Here is a 17,182-nt window from a genome sequence, read left to right on the forward strand (position 1 = left end):
GCTTTTTTGTACCTGTCGCAAAATCGCGACAATCCTCTGGGTTGAGTGTCTCCAATAAGAGACATTTAACTTATTGATTTATATATATCAGGACGGGTTCCCGTTAAGGTGTTGCTTAATAGCGACACTTAGCCTGGAAATCATTCACCTGACAATCAATGCATTTTAATAATAAAACGATTATTAATCATAAGGATAGTATCAATTTTTGCAATCTGGCACGCGCGTTGCATAATAGTAACCAGTGGCTCATTCACCTTCTTATGTCAGCCCCTTCGGGACGTGCTACATAAACTTCGAATGACGCACAAAAAGGTGCCTGCCGTCCAACTACTGATTATTGCAATGCTTTATCAGGCCAGGGCGAAACGTCGAGTTAGGCACCGCCTTATTCCATGACAAAGCCGGGTTTTTACCCGGCTTTGTTGTATCTGAAGGGCAGACTCAGTTACGCTCTCCTCAAACCCGGATGATGAGAGTAATGTGTTGAAACGCTGGCCCGCTTTCCCTCGCTCCCTGCGACAGCTCGTTATGATGGCCTTCCTGCTGATCCTGCTACCTTTGCTGGTTCTGGCGTGGCAGGCATGGCAAAGCCTGAATGCGTTAAGTGCCCAGGCGGCCCTGACTAACCGCACCACGCTTATTGATGCCCGCCGTAGCGAGGCAATGACCAACGCCGCGCTGGAGATGGAGCGTAGCTATCGCCAGTACTGCGTGCTGGACGACCGCACGCTGGAGAGGGTCTATCAGAACCAGCGTAAACGCTACAGCGAAATGCTGGATGCCCATGCCGGGGTCTTGCCGGATGACAAACTCTATCAGGCGCTGCGTCAGGATCTGAACGATCTGGCGCAGCTCCAGTGCAAAAACAGCGGTCCTGATGCCGCCGCCGCCGCCCGACTTGAAGCCTTCGCGAACGCCAATACGGAGATGGTGCAGTCCACCCGTACGGTTATCTTTTCCCGTGGGCAGCAACTCCAGCAGGAGATTGCCGAGCGCGGCCAGTTTTTCGGCTGGCAGGCGCTGGTGCTGTTCCTCGTCAGCCTTGGGCTGGTACTGCTCTTTACCCGCATGATCATCGGCCCCGTAAAGGGGATCCAGCGGATGATTAACCGCCTGGGGGAGGGCAAATCTCTCGGGGATACGGTTGTTTTTAAAGGCCCGCGCGAGCTGCGCTCGGTCGGTCAGCGTATCATCTGGCTTTCTGAACGCCTGGCGTGGCTGGAATCGCAGCGTCATCAGTTCCTGCGCCATATCTCACACGAACTCAAAACACCGCTGGCCAGTATGCGTGAGGGCACGGAGCTGCTGGCAGACGAAGTAGCGGGGCCGTTAACCCCTGAGCAAAAAGAGATCGTGGCGATTCTGGATGCCAGTAGCCGCAATTTACAAAAACTTATTGAACAACTGCTGGACTATAACCGCAAGCTGGCGGATGGTGCTGTGGTGCTTGAAAGCGTTGAGATTGAACCGCTGGTGGACATGGTGATCTCCGCCCATAGCCTGCCAGCAAGAGCTAAAATGATGCATACCCAGGTGGATCTCAATGCGCCTTCCTGCCTGGCAGAGCCGATGCTGTTAATGAGCGTACTGGATAATCTTTATTCCAATGCGGTGCACTATGGTACTGAATCCGGTACCATTTATATCAGAAGCAATAACAACGGTTCGCGGGTATTTATTGACGTAGCGAATACGGGAAGCCCGATTCCGGATGATGAAAAAACGATGATCTTTGAGCCCTTCTTCCAGGGGAGTCATCAGCGAAAAGGTGCGGTAAAAGGAAGTGGTCTGGGGCTGAGTATTGCCCGCGACTGCATACGACGCATGCAGGGTGAGCTTAACATCGTGAGTGATGAACGCGCCGATGTCTGTTTTCGTATCGAACTGCCTCTTGAGCCGGAAAAATCAATGAAATGAATAACAACCTGGTGAGTATGTCACACGTCTTTTACCGCGCACTGCGCGCGGTGTTTTCCAGCAAAAATGTGCGCCTGAGCCTGCCCTGCTTACTGCTGGCCGGCTGTGTAACCCATGCGCCGAAAAGTGCAATTAGCCACAAACAGGAAGATAAATGGCCGCAAAAACAGCTGGCCGATTTCCTTTCAACACGTTGCGATGATATCTGGAACCTGTCGGGGCGTGATGTTGAATCCAATCCGCTGTTCTGGCTGCGCGGAATAGACTGCGCCCAGCGGCTGGCGCCCGCCGAGGCCCGTGCCCAGGCGGCGATGCTGGTGGACGATACCTGGCAGGACGCGTTTAAACGTGGGATCGTGATGGCGGATGCCAGAATCACGCCTGTCGAACGCCGCGCCAACGTGACGCGGCTGGATACTTACGTGATCAATATTCCCCCGCAGGTGCGCCCGGTCTATCAGCTCTGGCGGGATGGACAAACCCTGCAATTACAGCTGTCTGAAGAACGTTTCCGCTACAGTAAATTGCAGCAGTCGAGCGACAGCGAGCTTGATGCGCTTCGCCAGCAGCAGGAGTCGCTGCGCGAGCAGCTGGAAACCACCACCCGCAAGCTCGAAAATCTGACCGATATCGAAAGACAGCTCTCGACGCGTAAGCCGGCAGGCAGCTATCTGCCCGATGGGTCGAAAGGCAACTCTGCCACGACGCCAGACAGTGAGACGCCGAAACAAGAGGATGTGAAGCCATGACAAGCCGTAAACCTGCCCATCTGTTACTGGTGGATGACGATCCCGGGCTGTTAAAGCTGCTGGGAATGCGTCTGGTCAGCGAAGGCTACAGCGTGGTCACCGCTGAAAGCGGGCAGGAGGGGCTGAAAGTGCTCAGCCGCGAGAAAATCGATCTGGTGATCAGTGATTTGCGCATGGATGAAATGGATGGCCTGCAACTGTTCACGGAGATCCAGAAGCAGCAGCCCGGGATGCCGGTGATTATCCTCACCGCTCACGGATCTATTCCTGATGCGGTGGCCGCAACGCAGCAGGGGGTATTCAGCTTCCTCACCAAACCAGTGGATAAAGACGCCCTCTATAAAGCAATCGACAGCGCCCTTGAGCATGCGGCGCCATCCGGCGACGAAGCCTGGCGTGAATCCATCGTGACGCGTAGCCCTGTGATGCTGCGCCTGCTGGAACAGGCGCGGATGGTGGCGCAATCCGACGTTAGCGTGCTGATCAACGGCCAGAGCGGGACCGGGAAAGAGATCCTGGCCCAGGCTATCCACAACGCCAGCCCGCGCAGTAAAAATGCCTTTATTGCCATCAACTGTGGCGCGCTGCCGGAACAGCTGCTTGAGTCTGAGCTCTTCGGCCATGCCCGCGGCGCCTTTACCGGCGCGGTGAGCAGCCGTGAAGGGCTGTTCCAGGCGGCTGAGGGGGGCACGCTGTTTCTTGATGAAATTGGCGATATGCCCACGCCGTTGCAGGTCAAACTGCTGCGCGTGTTGCAGGAGCGAAAAGTGCGTCCGCTTGGCAGCAACCGCGATATCGATATCAACGTGCGTATTATTTCCGCTACCCATCGCGATTTACCCAAGGTGATGGCGCGCAACGAGTTCCGTGAAGATCTTTACTATAGACTGAATGTCGTCAACCTGAAAATCCCGGCGCTGGCCGAGCGTGCGGAAGATATCCCACTGCTGGCAAATCACCTTTTGCGCCAGGCCGCTGACCGCCACAAACCATTCGTGCGCGCGTTCTCCACCGATGCGATGAAACGCCTGATGACCGCAAGCTGGCCGGGCAACGTACGCCAGCTGGTGAACGTGATTGAGCAGTGCGTGGCGCTGACGTCATCGCCGGTGATCAGCGATGCGCTGGTGGAGCAGGCGCTCGAGGGGGAAAACACGGCCTTACCGACGTTTGCGGAAGCGCGAAACCAGTTCGAGCTGAACTATCTGCGTAAGCTGCTGCAAATCACCAAAGGCAACGTGACCCACGCGGCGCGCATGGCCGGGCGTAACCGTACCGAGTTTTATAAATTGCTCTCACGCCACGAGCTGGAAGCGAACGATTTTAAAGAGTAATACCGCAAAATTCGCCTGAATATGATACTGTGAGCAACCGATTACGAGGCTGCTTACTGGCAAGAGTTTAAGGACCCACCATGAAAAAGATTGATGCGATTATTAAACCTTTCAAACTGGATGATGTACGTGAAGCGCTGGCAGAAGTAGGCATCACCGGGATGACCGTAACTGAAGTGAAAGGTTTTGGTCGTCAGAAGGGCCACACCGAGCTATACCGTGGCGCAGAGTACATGGTGGACTTTCTGCCGAAAGTGAAAATCGAGATCGTGGTGAGCGATGATATCGTCGATACCTGTGTGGATACCATCATCCGCACGGCGCAGACCGGTAAAATTGGCGACGGGAAAATCTTCGTCTTTGACGTGGCGCGCGTGATCCGTATCCGTACCGGCGAAGAAGACGACGCGGCGATTTAACATTCTTGCCGGGTGGCGCTGCGCGTACCCGGCCTAAAAAACCCTTCGTAGGCCCGTGCAAGCGCAGCGCCGCCGGGCGATTACAGCACTTTATGCGGGCCGAAACATTCGTAATGAATGTTGTCTTTATTCACGCCCAGGTCTACCAGCTGCTTCGCGGCATACTGCATAAACGCTACTGGCCCACAAACGTAGAACTGCATCCCCGGTGCGCTGAACGCCCCTTCATGCTGCCCTAAATTCATCAGGCCTTCGCTGTCGAAACGAGCCGCTGCGCGGTCTGCCGCCGTCGGCAGGCGATACCAGGTATGCGCGGTGAAACGCGGCAGGGTCGCTCCGAGCGCTTTGACTTCATCCGCAAAGGCGTGCACATCACCGTTCTCCGCCGCGTGGAACCAGTTAACCTGCGCGCTGTGGTTTGCTTTCGCCAGCGTATCCAGCATCGCCAGCATTGGCGTCTGACCTACGCCTGCGGAGATCAACGTCACCGGGGTATTCGTTTCAACGGCCATAAAGAAATCGCCCGCCGGTGCCGCCAGATGGACCACGTCGCCCACGCTGGCTTCGTTATGCAGCCAGTTGGATACCTGACCGCCTTCCTCACGTTTAACCGCAATGCGATAGCCTTTGCCGTCTGGCTTGCGGGTCAGGGAGTACTGGCGAATCTCCTGGTGCGGGAAGCCTTCAGGCTTCAGCCAGACGCCCAGATACTGGCCCGGCTGGTAATCGGCAACCGGCTGACCGTCCACTGGCTCAAACTCAAAGCTGGTGATCAGTGCGCTGCGCGGGGTTTTCTCAACGATGCGGAAGGCGCGCGTGCCTTCCCAGCCGCCATTCTTGCTGGCGTTTTCACTGTAGATCTGCGCTTCACGGTTGATGAATACGTTTGCCAGTACGCCATAGGCCTTACCCCAGGCATCCAGTACCTCCTGGCCCGGGCTGAACATTTCGTCCAGGGTTGCCAGCAGGTGACTGCCTACGATGTTGTACTGCTCAGGTTTGATCTGGAAGCTGGTGTGCTTCTGGGCGATTTTTTCCACCGCAGGCAGCAGAGCCGGCAGGTTTTCGATGTTGCTGGCATAGGCGGCAATAGCGTTAAACAGCGCTTCGCGCTGATCGCCGTTACGCTGGTTGCTCATGTTGAAAATCTCTTTGAGCTCCGGGTTATGCGCGAACATGCGATCGTAGAAATGGGCGGTCAGTTTAGGACCCGTTTCAACCAGCAGGGGGATTGTGGCTTTCACGGTAGCGATGGTTTGGGCGTCGAGCATAGCAGCTTCCTTCTGATGTTACTTTAATGATGTATTTTATATGCATCTTATAAAAATACCCCTGCAATGTAAATGGTTCTTTGCATCGTGAAAAATATGCATCACAAAGCTGAAAAGAAATCCGTTGAAAATGGCGAGAGCTTTATTGCTCAAACCCTTGCGTGGCGTGGAGGTAAACGTTTGCGTAAAATCGTTTGTCAAGACCTGTTATCGCAGAACTATTCAGTTATACTGTTGCCCGTCGTCCAACAGGACTGCCTTTTCAGGCCAAAAATTTACTTGTTAGCTGAGTCAGGAGATGCGGATGTTAAAGCGTGAAATGAACATTGCCGATTATGATGCCGAACTGTGGCAGGCTATGGAGCAGGAAAAAGTACGTCAGGAAGAGCACATCGAACTGATCGCCTCCGAAAACTACACTAGCCCGCGCGTGATGCAGGCGCAGGGTTCTCAGCTGACCAACAAATATGCTGAAGGTTATCCGGGCAAGCGCTACTACGGCGGTTGCGAATACGTTGATATCGTTGAGCAGCTGGCGATTGACCGTGCGAAAGAACTCTTTGGCGCTGACTACGCGAACGTCCAGCCGCACTCTGGCTCTCAGGCTAACTTCGCTGTTTACACCGCGCTGTTGCAGCCGGGCGATACCGTTCTGGGTATGAACCTGGCGCAGGGCGGCCACCTGACTCACGGCTCCCCGGTTAACTTCTCTGGCAAACTGTACAACATCATCCCTTACGGTATTGATGAGTCCGGAAAAATTGACTACGAAGACATGGCGAAGCAGGCCAAAGAGCACAAGCCGAAGATGATCATCGGTGGCTTCTCTGCTTACTCCGGCATCGTTGACTGGGCCAAAATGCGTGAAATCGCTGACAGCATCGGCGCGTACCTGTTCGTCGACATGGCGCACGTTGCCGGTCTGATTGCGGCAGGCGTTTACCCGAACCCGGTTCCACATGCGCACGTTGTGACCACCACCACCCACAAAACCCTGGCGGGTCCACGCGGTGGCCTGATCCTGGCAAAAGGCGGTGACGAAGAGCTGTACAAAAAGCTGAACTCCGCCGTGTTCCCAAGCGCCCAGGGCGGCCCGCTGATGCACGTTATCGCCGCGAAAGCCGTCGCGCTGAAAGAAGCGATGGAGCCAGAGTTCAAGGTTTATCAGCAGCAGGTTGCTAAAAACGCCAAAGCGATGGTGGAAGTGTTCCTGAACCGTGGCTACAAAGTGGTCTCTGGCGGGACTGAAAACCACCTGTTCCTGCTGGACCTGGTTGATAAGAACCTGACCGGTAAAGAAGCTGACGCAGCCCTCGGCCGCGCCAACATTACCGTCAACAAAAACAGCGTGCCAAACGATCCGAAGAGCCCGTTCGTGACTTCCGGTATCCGTATCGGTTCTCCGGCCGTAACTCGCCGTGGCTTTAAAGAAGCGGAAGTGAAAGAGCTGGCGGGCTGGATGTGTGACGTTCTGGACAACATCAATGACGACGCGGTTATCGAGCGCGTTAAAGGTAAAGTTCTGGACATCTGCGCACGCTTCCCGGTGTACGCATAATTCTCTGCGTCGCAGAACTGAAAAAGGCCGCTCATGCGGCCTTTTTTTATGGGCTAACGTCGGTCGAGGGAGATGGCCCCCGGCCCGGTAATCGCCAGCAAAATAAAGCCGCCAGCGATACTCACATTTTTGTAGAAGTTAATCATATTTGGCAGAACCGCATCGCCCGTCATATCCCAGTAGTGGTGACCAATCACCGCTGTTCCCAGCGTATAGAAGACAAAGATCACCGCGAGGGGGCGGGTGAAAAAGCCCAGCACGATCAGAATCGCGGCGGGGACTTCCATCACCACCGCAATAATGGCGGCCAGCATGGGCATGGGGGCGCCGAGCGACGTCATATACTGAACGGTGCCGCTAAACCCCGTCAGCTTGGGATAACCGAAAATAATAAACAGGACCACAATAGCAATGCGGGCAATTAAAAGCAGGAAAGAACGAGAGGAGCCGAAATCGAAATAACGTAAGTTGTTCATGGCAAACGACCTCTTCAGGCGATGTTCTTTAAACGTAATACAATTTTGCCGCTCTCGCCATACGCCGACCGGCTGTCCATGATGTTAATTTATCGTTAATTTATAGCGCGCTAACGACTTGCTAAAGTCAGGGATTAACGCCAGACTATCGCCTCCATTTCGGGAGGGATTCATGGTCTTGCATTCCACGCGCTGGCTGGCGCTCAGCTATTTCACCTATTTCTTTAGTTACGGTATTTTTTTGCCTTTCTGGAGCGTCTGGCTCAAGGGAATTGGTCTGACGCCTGAGACCATTGGCATCCTGCTGGGCGCGGGGCTGGTGGCACGTTTCCTGGGTAGCCTGCTGATTGCGCCCCGCGTCAGCGATCCCTCCTTACTGATTAAAGCGGTGCGAATTCTGGCCCTGCTGACGCTGGTCTTTGCGGCCTGCTTCTGGGTCAGCCATCAGTTTGCCTGGCTGATGGTGGTAATGGTTGGCTTTAATCTGTTCTTCTCCCCGCTAGTGCCGCTGACGGATGCCCTGGCGAACACCTGGCAAAAGCAGATCACCATGGACTATGGCCGCGTGCGCTTGTGGGGATCGATTGCCTTCGTGATCGGCTCTGCGCTGGTCGGGAAACTGGTCAGCCTCTATGACTATCGTGCCATTCTGGCGCTGTTAACGCTCGGCATCGCCTCGATGCTGCTCGGTATGTTGCTGCGTCCGTCGGTAATGCCGCAGGGCGAAAGCCGCCATCAGGAGAGCGCCGGCTGGCCCGCCTGGCGCTCGCTGGTGGCGCAAAGCTGGCGTTTCCTGGCCTGCGTCTGTCTGCTCCAGGGGGCACATGCGGCCTATTACGGCTTCAGCGCCATCTACTGGCAGGGGGCGGGCTACTCGGCTTCTGCGGTAGGCTACCTGTGGTCGCTCGGCGTGGTGGCGGAGGTCATTATCTTCGCGCTGAGCCAAAAACTTTTCCGTCGTTTCGGGGCGCGTGACCTGCTGCTGCTTTCCGCCGTTTGCGGCGTGGTGCGCTGGGGCATCATGGGCTGGACGACGGAGCTGCCGTGGCTGATTGTGGCGCAAATTCTGCACTGCGGAACCTTCACCGTGTGCCATCTGGCGGCGATGCGCTACATTGCGGCGCGAGAGGGTGGGGACGTTATCCGTCTTCAGGCGGTCTATTCAGCGGTGGCGATGGGCGGCAGTATTGCGGTGATGACCGTATTTGCCGGTTTCCTCTATCAGCACCTGGGGCACGGTGTGTTCTGGGTGATGGCGCTGGTCGCTTTACCTGCCATCGTCATCCGCCCAAAGGTGGCTGCTCGCTCGTAACTATGATTCGAGCATAACGCGAATATGTTCCTGCTGCTGCGTGTTCAGGGCCTCAACGGCATGAATGAGCGGCGGCGAGAACAGCGGCAGGGCGGTTGGATAAGGCGTAATGACCAGCGCCGCCTCGCGGGGGGCGCCCTCCTTCTTAAACGCCTCCAGGCTAAGATAACGAATATTGAGCGGCAGCAGCGTCAGCTCGCGAAGCTGCTGCTCAATTAACGCTTCGCAGGCTTTATCTTCCCCCGTTAACAGGACCACCTGTTTTTCATGCAGGTCGGTCTCCTGCATCAGCCAGGCACCAAAAATCACCGCCACCAGAGCCATCTCTTCACCGGAGAATCGCAGACCAAATTCGGCTTCCAGCTCAAACAGCGCCTCTTTAGTGGTGCGCAGCAGCCGGGGGTATAAACGGTGGATCTCTTCCGGCAGACTGTTGTCGATGCCGATGTCAAATAAGGAGCGGTCCAGCGCCTGAGCCAGATGAATATAAAGCTGATCGGTCAGCCCCTGCTCATCGCTGAAGTTCATCCCGGTTTGCGCCCGGAAGCGGGCAATCATACGCACGATAGCGCGACGCAGGCGCTGATCCTGCTGGTGTTTATCCATCACCGGGTCGGGTGTGCGAAGCATCATAAACAGCAGGGCCAGGAACAGCTGTTCATCGCTGTGCGTTCCCTGTGGGACGCGCCGTTTCCAGTGGCGGACAATTTCCTGCGCCGTAAAGTATTCCCCTCGGGACTGCGTCCAGCTGCGCTGAACGGGCGAAAACTCTGGCGTATTGCCCAGATGATGCTGAATCAGACAATATTGCAGATAAAGCTGTAAAAACTGTACGTCGCGGGACTCAAACTGGCGCTGAAGCTTGCGCGCACAAAAGTTGATAAGCGCCCGAAGGTTCGCATCGTCATAAAGCGGGCGGGCAATGCCGTGCTGTTTAAGCGCGGTTTTTAAGGCAGGGGTAAACTGTTGGGCAACAAAATGTGGACAGAGCCGAAGCGCCCTGCGCAGCCAGTGCAGCAGGCACAAACGTTGATTAAGGGCGGAACCCTCAATTCGGTAGCAGCCATCATGGTGCGTGACGATATCAAGGCGATGATAGCGCTGGATTTCATCGCGCGTCTCGGCTATATCTTGCCGTGCCATGACGTCGTCCACGCCGTTGGCAGCGATTATGCTCTGTGCGGTGACGGCAGCATCGGGCAGGTAAAGCATCAAAAGCACCTGGCAGCGGCGCTGCGAACTGGAAAGCACAGATGGAATTTCAAGCGTCGTCATCATCTGTCGGGTATCCAGTGTGAATGTTTGATAAGAATAGCTAAAGGATGGGCGCTGAAAAGCGCACCGGCAGGCATTTCACTCAGGATTGCTGGCGAACATCACAGAATTTTTGACGTGAGGAACAGATGCAAATAGTTAAACAAAGCGCGGTAGCGTTATTTTTGGCGGTTTTCACTTTTGCCGCCGGCGCACATCCTCACAGTTTTATCAGCCTGAAAACCGAACTGGTGACGGACGGCACGCAGCTCAGCGGCCTGAAAATGCGCTGGACGATGGATGAAATCACCTCCGCCGACCTGCTGTACGATGCCGGAAACGCAAAGCCCGGCGATGAGATCTGGAAAAAGCTGGCGGCGGAAGTGATGGCCAACGTGCTGGGTCAGCACTACTTCACCGAGTTCTGGCACAACAGACAAAAGGTGAAGTTTCTTAATCGTCCCACGGAGTACGGCATGACCCGCGACGGTCATCAGGCTGTGCTGACCTTTATCCTTCCGCTGGCGCACCCTCAGCCGCTGGCCGGGCAGAAGTACAGGTTTTCCACGTTTGACCCAACCTACTATGTCGATATGCATTACGCCCAGGACAGCGACGTGCAGCTGCCGGAAAATTTGCAAAAAATCTGCAAAATTGCCGTGCACACCCCGAAACCCAGCGAAGAGATGCTGAACTTTGCCGTTTCTCTTGATAAAGAGGATGCGCCCCCCGAAGACATGGAGTTAGGTAAACAGTTTGCGCAGGAGGTGACGTTACAATGTCAGTGATCTCCTCTCCCGTCAGTAAGCCGCGTCGCTGGCTGCACCTCTGGCCTCTGGCGCTCTTTTTGTTGTTTGCGGTTGGCGGCGCGCTCTGGCTGTGGCAGGCATGGCCGCAGGTGATGGTGAAAAGCATCCTCTGGCAGCGGGAAGTTAATCAGCAGATGAGCGGTCTGCTGAAAGCCGTGGCGGAAAATCCGACCAAAGCGGGCGGCGCTCTTCTGGCGTTCAGCTTCATCTATGGCGTGCTGCATGCCCTGGGACCGGGACACGGCAAAATCGTTATCACGACCTGGCTTGCCACGCATCCGTCGAAGCTGAAATCGAGTATCGGCCTGACGCTGGCGTCCTCTTTACTTCAGGGCGGTGTGGCGATTGCGCTGGTCGTGGTCGTCCTTTCGCTGCTACAGCTGCCGGCCCGCCAGCTGCATATGAGCAGCTTCTGGCTGGAGAAGGGGAGTTACGCGCTGGTAGGCGTGCTGGGGCTGATCCTCTGCTGGCGGGCGCTGAAAAAATTGCGCGCGTTACTGCAAAAACCAAAATTCAAAGCCTTTACGCCACATCACGTTCACCATGAAAACTGCGGGTGCGGGCATCAGCATCTGCCGACGCAGGAACAATTACAGAACGGTGAGGACTGGCGTGCGCGCCTGATGATTGTTCTCTCAATGGGGATGCGTCCGTGCTCGGGTGCGATCATGGTTCTGCTGTTCAGTAAGGTTATTGGCGTGTTTGGCTGGGGCATGCTGTCCGCGCTGGCGATGGCGGCAGGAACGTCTCTCACCATTTCGTCTTTAGCGTTGCTGGTACACAGCTTCCGTCAGCTGGCGGTCAAACTCAGCGGCAATAAAACGCCGGTATTGTGGCGACAGGTTGGCTGGACAACGCTTGCGCTGGCGGGCGGGGTGATTCTGCTGGTGGCTGCGGTTACGATGTGGATGAGCGCGGTGCCGGTGGGAAGGGGGTTGCGGCCTTTCTAGCCGTATCTGAGGCGTGTTGTAAGCCCGGTAAACGTAGCGCCACCGGGCTTAACAGACTGAATTAACGCTTCAGCGCATCGCTCAGTTCATCACGCATGTTTGCCAGCATGGCTTTAACAACGCGCGGGTTACCTGCAACGATGTTGCCGGTAGACATATAGTTATGGCCGCCGGTGAAGTCGCAAACAATCGCGCCAGCTTCACGAGCGATCAGCTCGCCCGCCGCAAAGTCCCACGGCTTCAGTGACAGCTCAAAGTAACCGTCAACGCGGCCGGTCGCCACGTAGGCCAGATCCAGTGCAGCAGAGCCGGTGCGACGGAAGTCCGCGCATTCGGTGAACAGCTTGCCCAGGATATTCATATAAGTGGTTGCGTGCTGCTTCGCCTTGAACGGGAAGCCGGTCGCCAGAATCGTGCCGTCCAGATCGCGTGCATTGCTGCAACGCAGACGGTAGCCGTTCAGCTGCGCGCCCTGACCGCGGGTTGCGGTGAACAGTTCGTTACGCATTGGATCGTAAACAACGGCAACTTCAGTACGGCCTTTGATGCGTACTGCGATAGACACAGAGAAGTGTGGCAGGCGTTTGACGAAGTTGGTGGTGCCATCCAGTGGATCGATAACCCATTGAACATCCTGATCGGTACCTTCATGTTCACCGCTTTCTTCGGTGATGATGGTGTGCTGCGGGTAAGATTTGCGAATCGTTTCGATAATAATCGCTTCTGCGGCTTTATCGACGTTCGTCACGAAATCATTGCTGCCTTTCTGGCTGGTTTCTACGGAGTCTGGGGTTTCGTAGTGTTTGGCAATTACATTACCCGCCTTGCGCGCTGCGCGCACGGCGATGGTCAGCATCGGATGCATCGGTCTCTCTCACTGGATGTTAAAGAACAGGAAAATCGGCGCAGAGTATAGCAGCGGGATCGGATTATGTCTCTCGTTTATGATAATATGCCCGAATATTCTTCAGACACTGAATCCAGACATTTAAAAATTATGCTGCAAAACATTCGAATCGTGCTGGTCGAAACATCGCACACCGGCAACATGGGCTCTGTGGCCCGCGCTATGAAAACCATGGGCTTAACGAACCTGTGGCTGGTGAATCCGCTGGTGAAACCAGACTCTCAGGCTATTGCTCTGGCGGCCGGCGCCAGCGACGTGATCGGGAATGCGCAGATCGTGGACACCCTGGATGAAGCCCTGGCCGGTTGCAGCCTGGTGGTGGGGACAAGCGCGCGCTCCCGTACGCTGCCCTGGCCGATGCTGGACCCGCGCGAATGCGGCCTGAAAAGCATCTCAGAAGCGGAACAGGCGCCGGTTGCGCTGGTGTTTGGCCGTGAACGTGTTGGCCTGACCAACGAGGAATTACAGAAGTGCCACTATCACGTGGCGATTGCCGCCAACCCGGAATACAGCTCGCTGAATCTGGCGATGGCGGTGCAGGTTATTGCCTACGAAGTGCGCATGGCATGGCTGGCGACGCAGGAGAAACCGGTCGAACCTAAAGAAGAGACGGCCTACCCGCTGGTGGACGACCTCGAGCGCTTCTACGGTCATCTGGAGCAGACGCTGCTCTCAACCGGCTTTATCCGTGAAGGCCACCCGGGCCAGGTGATGAACAAGCTGCGCCGTATGTTCACCCGCGCGCGTCCGGAAAGCCAGGAGCTGAACATCCTGCGCGGGATTCTGGCGTCGATTGAGCAGAAGAATAAGGAATAGTGTCGTCTGTTCGCCGGGTGGCGCTTCGCTTACCCGGCCTACAAAGCCCGTAGGCCCGTGCAAGCGCAGCGCCGCCGGGAAAAAAAAACGGCACAGAAGGTTAAATACCTGACTAAAACAGTCAAGTAAATAGTTGACCAATTTAGTCAGGAATGTCAGACTTGGCCCTGCTATGCAATACCCCCATTTTACAATAAAAAACCCCGGGCAGGGGCGAGTTTGAGGTTAAGTAAGACATGAGACTGACATCTAAAGGGCGTTATGCCGTGACCGCGATGCTGGACGTTGCGCTCAACTCCGAAGCGGGCCCGGTTCCGTTGGCTGATATTTCTGAACGACAAGGGATCTCCCTCTCTTACCTGGAACAGCTGTTCTCCAGACTGCGTAAAAATGGACTGGTGTCCAGCGTTCGTGGCCCGGGCGGCGGTTATCTGCTGGGTAAAGACGCGGGCAGTATTGCGGTTGGCGAAGTGATTAGCGCCGTTGACGAATCCGTCGACGCGACCCGTTGCCAGGGTAAAGGCGGCTGCCAGGGCGGCGATAAGTGCCTGACCCACGCGCTGTGGCGCGATCTGAGCGACCGTCTGACCGGCTTCCTGAACAACATCACCTTGGGTGAACTGGTGAATAACCAGGAAGTTCTGGACGTGTCGGGTCGTCAGCAAAGCCATGAATCACAGCGCAGCACCCGTTCGCAGGACGCCATCGACGTTAAACTGCGCGCGTAATTAAAAAGATAAGTATTCAGAATCAGGCCGGGGTGGTCACACCCCGCGTACTCGGTCGTACATCCAGCCGGTTGCCTGATTCCTTGCATTGAAGCGATGTACGGAGTTTATAGAGCAATGAAATTACCGATTTATCTCGATTACTCCGCAACCACGCCGGTGGACCCGCGTGTTGCCGAGAAAATGATGCAGTGTCTGACCCTGGACGGAAACTTTGGTAACCCAGCTTCCCGTTCTCACCGTTTTGGCTGGCATGCTGAAGAGGCGGTTGATATCGCCCGTAATCAGATTGCTGACCTGGTCGGTGCCGACCCGCGTGAAATTGTTTTCACCTCCGGTGCGACCGAATCCGACAACCTGGCGATCAAAGGTGCAGCCAACTTTTATCAGAAAAAAGGCAAGCACATCATCACCAGCAAAACCGAACACAAAGCCGTGCTGGACACCTGCCGTCAGCTGGAGCGTGAAGGGTTCGAAGTGACTTACCTGGCGCCGCAGAGCAACGGGATCATCGACCTGAAAGAGCTCGAAGCGGCCATGCGCGATGACACCATCCTGGTTTCCATCATGCACGTTAACAACGAAATCGGCGTTGTGCAGGACATCGCAACCATCGGCGAAATGTGCCGTGCGCGCGGCATCATCTACCACGTGGATGCGACCCAGAGCGTGGGCAAACTGCCTATCGACCTGAGCCAGCTGAAAGTGGACCTGATGTCCTTCTCCGGTCACAAAATCTATGGTCCGAAAGGTATCGGCGCGCTGTACGTTCGTCGTAAGCCACGTATCCGCATCGAAGCACAGATGCACGGCGGTGGTCACGAGCGCGGCATGCGTTCCGGTACGCTGCCTGTTCACCAGATCGTGGGCATGGGCGAAGCGTATCGCATCGCGAAAGAAGAGATGGAAACCGAGATGGCACGCCTGCGTACGCTGCGTAACCGTCTGTGGGACGGCGTGAAAGATATGGAAGAAGTGTATCTGAACGGCGATCTCGAGCAGGGCGCGCCAAACATCCTCAACGTCAGCTTCAACTATGTTGAAGGCGAGTCGCTGATCATGGCGCTGAAAGACCTGGCCGTTTCTTCCGGTTCTGCCTGTACGTCTGCAAGCCTGGAGCCATCCTACGTGCTGCGCGCGCTGGGTATGACTGACGAGCTGGCACACAGCTCTATCCGTTTCTCTTTAGGTCGTTTTACTACCGAAGAAGAGATTGACTACACCATCAAACTGGTTCGTAACTCCATTGGCCGTCTGCGCGACCTTTCTCCACTGTGGGAAATGTTCAAGCAGGGCGTGGATCTGAACAGCATTGAATGGTCACATCACTAATCGGTACATAAGGAGAATTCAATCATGGCATACAGCGAAAAAGTTATCGATCATTACGAGAACCCGCGCAACGTTGGCTCTTTTGACAACAGCGATGAATCTGTCGGTAGCGGTATGGTTGGCGCGCCAGCGTGTGGCGACGTGATGAAGTTGCAGATTAAAGTCAACAATGAAGGTATCATTGAAGACGCGCGCTTCAAGACCTACGGCTGCGGTTCAGCTATCGCGTCCAGCTCCCTGGTCACCGAATGGGTGAAGGGCAAGTCTCTGGACGAAGCACAGGCAATCAAGAACACGGATATTGCTGAAGAACTCGAACTGCCGCCGGTGAAAATTCACTGCTCAATTCTGGCAGAAGACGCGATCAAAGCCGCCATTGCGGATTACAAAAGCAAACGTGAAGCAAAATAATTGAGGTTTGAGTATGTCGATTACCCTTAGCGACAGCGCTGCCGCGCGAGTAAGCTCTTTTCTGGCGAACCGTGGTAAAGGCTTTGGCCTGCGACTGGGCGTACGTACCTCCGGCTGTTCTGGTATGGCTTACGTACTGGAGTTTGTTGACGAACCGGCGTCTGATGACACCGTGTTTGAAGACAAGGGCGTGAAGGTGGTGGTCGATGGCAAAAGCCTGCAATTCCTCAACGGCACTCAACTGGACTTCGTAAAAGAAGGCCTGAACGAAGGGTTCAAATTCACGAACCCGAACGTCAAAGACGAGTGTGGTTGCGGCGAAAGCTTCCACGTTTAACCGCGCGTCATCCGAAACCCCACCGTGGCTTTGCTACGCGTGGGGTTTGTTCTAACAGGCTACCCCTGAGATTGTTATGGATTACTTCACTCTCTTCGGACTACCCGCTCAATACCCGATCGATCTCCAGGCGCTGACGGTCCGTTTTCAGGATCTCCAGCGTCAGTACCATCCGGATAAATTCGCCAGCGGGACGCAGGCAGAGCAGCTGGCTGCGGTATCACACTCCGCAACCATCAACCAGGCCTGGCAAACGCTGCGTCATCCGCTGGCGCGTGCAGAATATCTGCTCTCGCTCCACGGTTTCGATCTGGCGAGCGAACAGCATACCGTGCGCGACACCGCCTTTCTGATGGAACAGCTGGAGCTGCGCGAAGAGCTGGATGAAATTGAACAGGCTAAAGACGAAGCGCGCCTGGAAAGCTTTATCACGCGCGTAAAGGGCATGTTCGATACCCGCCATCAGCAGATGGTGGAGCAACTGAACAACGAGACCTGGGACGTGGCGGCAGACACTGTGCGCAAACTCCGTTTTCTCGATAAACTGCGAAGCAGTGCTGAACAACTCGAAGAAAAGCTGCTCGATTTTTAATTTCGGA

The 17,182-nt window shown here is 55.5% G+C and carries 18 protein-coding genes; 14 read left to right on the forward strand and 4 right to left on the reverse strand.

Translation table 11 applies throughout. The annotated features are described in order from the left end of the window. The first annotated feature begins 486 nt into the window (after positions 1 to 486). The 4 genes from qseE (at position 487) to glnB (ending at position 4,422) form a co-directional block, all read left to right on the forward strand. The gene (gene qseE / locus ACWKXX_RS05770) at positions 487 to 1,920 is read left to right on the forward strand and encodes a two component system sensor histidine kinase QseE/GlrK (protein ID WP_003860691.1); all 1,434 of its coding nucleotides are present in this window, start codon (positions 487 to 489) and stop codon (positions 1,918 to 1,920) included. Further along, positions 1,917 to 2,669, forward strand: coding sequence for a two-component system QseEF-associated lipoprotein QseG (qseG, locus tag ACWKXX_RS05775; protein WP_015572149.1), 753 nt, complete (start codon positions 1,917 to 1,919; stop codon positions 2,667 to 2,669). Before qseE ends, qseG begins: the two co-directional genes overlap by 4 nt. Next, on the forward strand, positions 2,666 to 4,003 hold the full coding sequence (glrR, locus tag ACWKXX_RS05780; RefSeq protein WP_047732789.1) for a two-component system response regulator GlrR: 1,338 nt from the start codon (positions 2,666 to 2,668) through the stop codon (positions 4,001 to 4,003). The genes qseG and glrR overlap by 4 nt, the downstream gene beginning before the upstream one ends. Before the next feature lie 80 nt (positions 4,004 to 4,083). Beyond that, positions 4,084 to 4,422, forward strand: a complete 339-nt coding sequence (glnB, locus tag ACWKXX_RS05785) for a nitrogen regulatory protein P-II (protein ID WP_003860685.1) — start codon at positions 4,084 to 4,086, stop codon at positions 4,420 to 4,422. Between the two features lie 80 nt (positions 4,423 to 4,502). On the opposite strand, the gene hmpA is transcribed toward glnB, so the two are convergent. Next, a complete protein-coding gene (gene hmpA, locus ACWKXX_RS05790; protein WP_047732785.1) occupies positions 4,503 to 5,693 on the reverse strand; it encodes an NO-inducible flavohemoprotein in 1,191 nt (396 codons plus the stop codon). Positions 5,694 to 5,997: 304 nt separating this feature from the next. Between hmpA and glyA the strand changes: the two genes are divergently transcribed. Continuing rightward, positions 5,998 to 7,251, forward strand: coding sequence for a serine hydroxymethyltransferase (gene glyA / locus ACWKXX_RS05795; protein WP_003860678.1), 1,254 nt, complete (start codon positions 5,998 to 6,000; stop codon positions 7,249 to 7,251). Positions 7,252 to 7,304: 53 nt separating this feature from the next. Here glyA and ACWKXX_RS05800 read toward each other — a convergent pair whose 3' ends face one another. Further along, positions 7,305 to 7,727, reverse strand: a complete 423-nt coding sequence (locus ACWKXX_RS05800; protein ID WP_032669381.1) for a DoxX family protein — start codon at positions 7,725 to 7,727, stop codon at positions 7,305 to 7,307. Positions 7,728 to 7,899: 172 nt separating this feature from the next. Between ACWKXX_RS05800 and ACWKXX_RS05805 the strand changes: the two genes are divergently transcribed. Further along, positions 7,900 to 9,039: a 3-phenylpropionate MFS transporter gene (locus tag ACWKXX_RS05805; RefSeq protein WP_032669382.1), complete on the forward strand. Its 1,140-nt coding sequence runs from the start codon at positions 7,900 to 7,902 to the stop codon at positions 9,037 to 9,039. Here the strand turns inward: ACWKXX_RS05805 and csiE are convergent, their stop codons facing one another. Continuing rightward, complete coding sequence (csiE, locus tag ACWKXX_RS05810) at positions 9,040 to 10,317, reverse strand: stationary phase inducible protein CsiE (RefSeq protein WP_032649100.1); 1,278 nt, start codon at positions 10,315 to 10,317, stop codon at positions 9,040 to 9,042. 125 nt (positions 10,318 to 10,442) lie between these two features. On the opposite strand from csiE, the gene ACWKXX_RS05815 reads away from it, so the two are divergent. Both ACWKXX_RS05815 and ACWKXX_RS05820 read left to right on the forward strand, forming a co-directional pair. Further along, complete coding sequence (locus ACWKXX_RS05815; RefSeq protein ID WP_017383543.1) at positions 10,443 to 11,081, forward strand: DUF1007 family protein; 639 nt, start codon at positions 10,443 to 10,445, stop codon at positions 11,079 to 11,081. Further along, positions 11,072 to 12,052 carry a nickel/cobalt transporter gene (locus tag ACWKXX_RS05820; protein ID WP_023304221.1) on the forward strand — a complete coding sequence of 327 codons (981 nt, stop codon included), beginning with the start codon at positions 11,072 to 11,074 and terminating at the stop codon, positions 12,050 to 12,052. Before ACWKXX_RS05815 ends, ACWKXX_RS05820 begins: the two co-directional genes overlap by 10 nt. Before the next feature lie 61 nt (positions 12,053 to 12,113). On the opposite strand, the gene suhB is transcribed toward ACWKXX_RS05820, so the two are convergent. Then, positions 12,114 to 12,917 carry an inositol-1-monophosphatase gene (gene suhB, locus ACWKXX_RS05825; RefSeq protein WP_003860668.1) on the reverse strand — a complete coding sequence of 268 codons (804 nt, stop codon included), beginning with the start codon at positions 12,915 to 12,917 and terminating at the stop codon, positions 12,114 to 12,116. 132 nt (positions 12,918 to 13,049) lie between these two features. Between suhB and trmJ the strand changes: the two genes are divergently transcribed. From trmJ to hscB, 6 genes are all read left to right on the forward strand, one after another. Continuing rightward, positions 13,050 to 13,775 (forward strand): tRNA (cytosine(32)/uridine(32)-2'-O)-methyltransferase TrmJ, encoded by a 726-nt coding sequence (trmJ, locus tag ACWKXX_RS05830; RefSeq protein ID WP_015572157.1) that lies wholly within the window; start codon positions 13,050 to 13,052, stop codon positions 13,773 to 13,775. Positions 13,776 to 14,011: 236 nt separating this feature from the next. Next, positions 14,012 to 14,503 carry a Fe-S cluster assembly transcriptional regulator IscR gene (iscR, locus tag ACWKXX_RS05835; RefSeq protein WP_015572158.1) on the forward strand — a complete coding sequence of 164 codons (492 nt, stop codon included), beginning with the start codon at positions 14,012 to 14,014 and terminating at the stop codon, positions 14,501 to 14,503. A gap of 117 nt (positions 14,504 to 14,620) precedes the next feature. After that, positions 14,621 to 15,835: a cysteine desulfurase gene (gene iscS, locus ACWKXX_RS05840; RefSeq protein ID WP_003860663.1), complete on the forward strand. Its 1,215-nt coding sequence runs from the start codon at positions 14,621 to 14,623 to the stop codon at positions 15,833 to 15,835. Positions 15,836 to 15,859: 24 nt separating this feature from the next. Then, positions 15,860 to 16,246, forward strand: a complete 387-nt coding sequence (gene iscU / locus ACWKXX_RS05845) for a Fe-S cluster assembly scaffold IscU (protein ID WP_003860661.1) — start codon at positions 15,860 to 15,862, stop codon at positions 16,244 to 16,246. Between the two features lie 13 nt (positions 16,247 to 16,259). Then, the gene (gene iscA, locus ACWKXX_RS05850; RefSeq protein WP_003860659.1) at positions 16,260 to 16,583 is read left to right on the forward strand and encodes an iron-sulfur cluster assembly protein IscA; all 324 of its coding nucleotides are present in this window, start codon (positions 16,260 to 16,262) and stop codon (positions 16,581 to 16,583) included. A gap of 76 nt (positions 16,584 to 16,659) precedes the next feature. After that, on the forward strand, positions 16,660 to 17,175 hold the full coding sequence (gene hscB, locus ACWKXX_RS05855; RefSeq protein ID WP_003860657.1) for a co-chaperone HscB: 516 nt from the start codon (positions 16,660 to 16,662) through the stop codon (positions 17,173 to 17,175). Positions 17,176 to 17,182 lie beyond the last annotated feature (7 nt).

This window comes from Enterobacter sp. UPMP2061 (assembly GCF_053709615.1).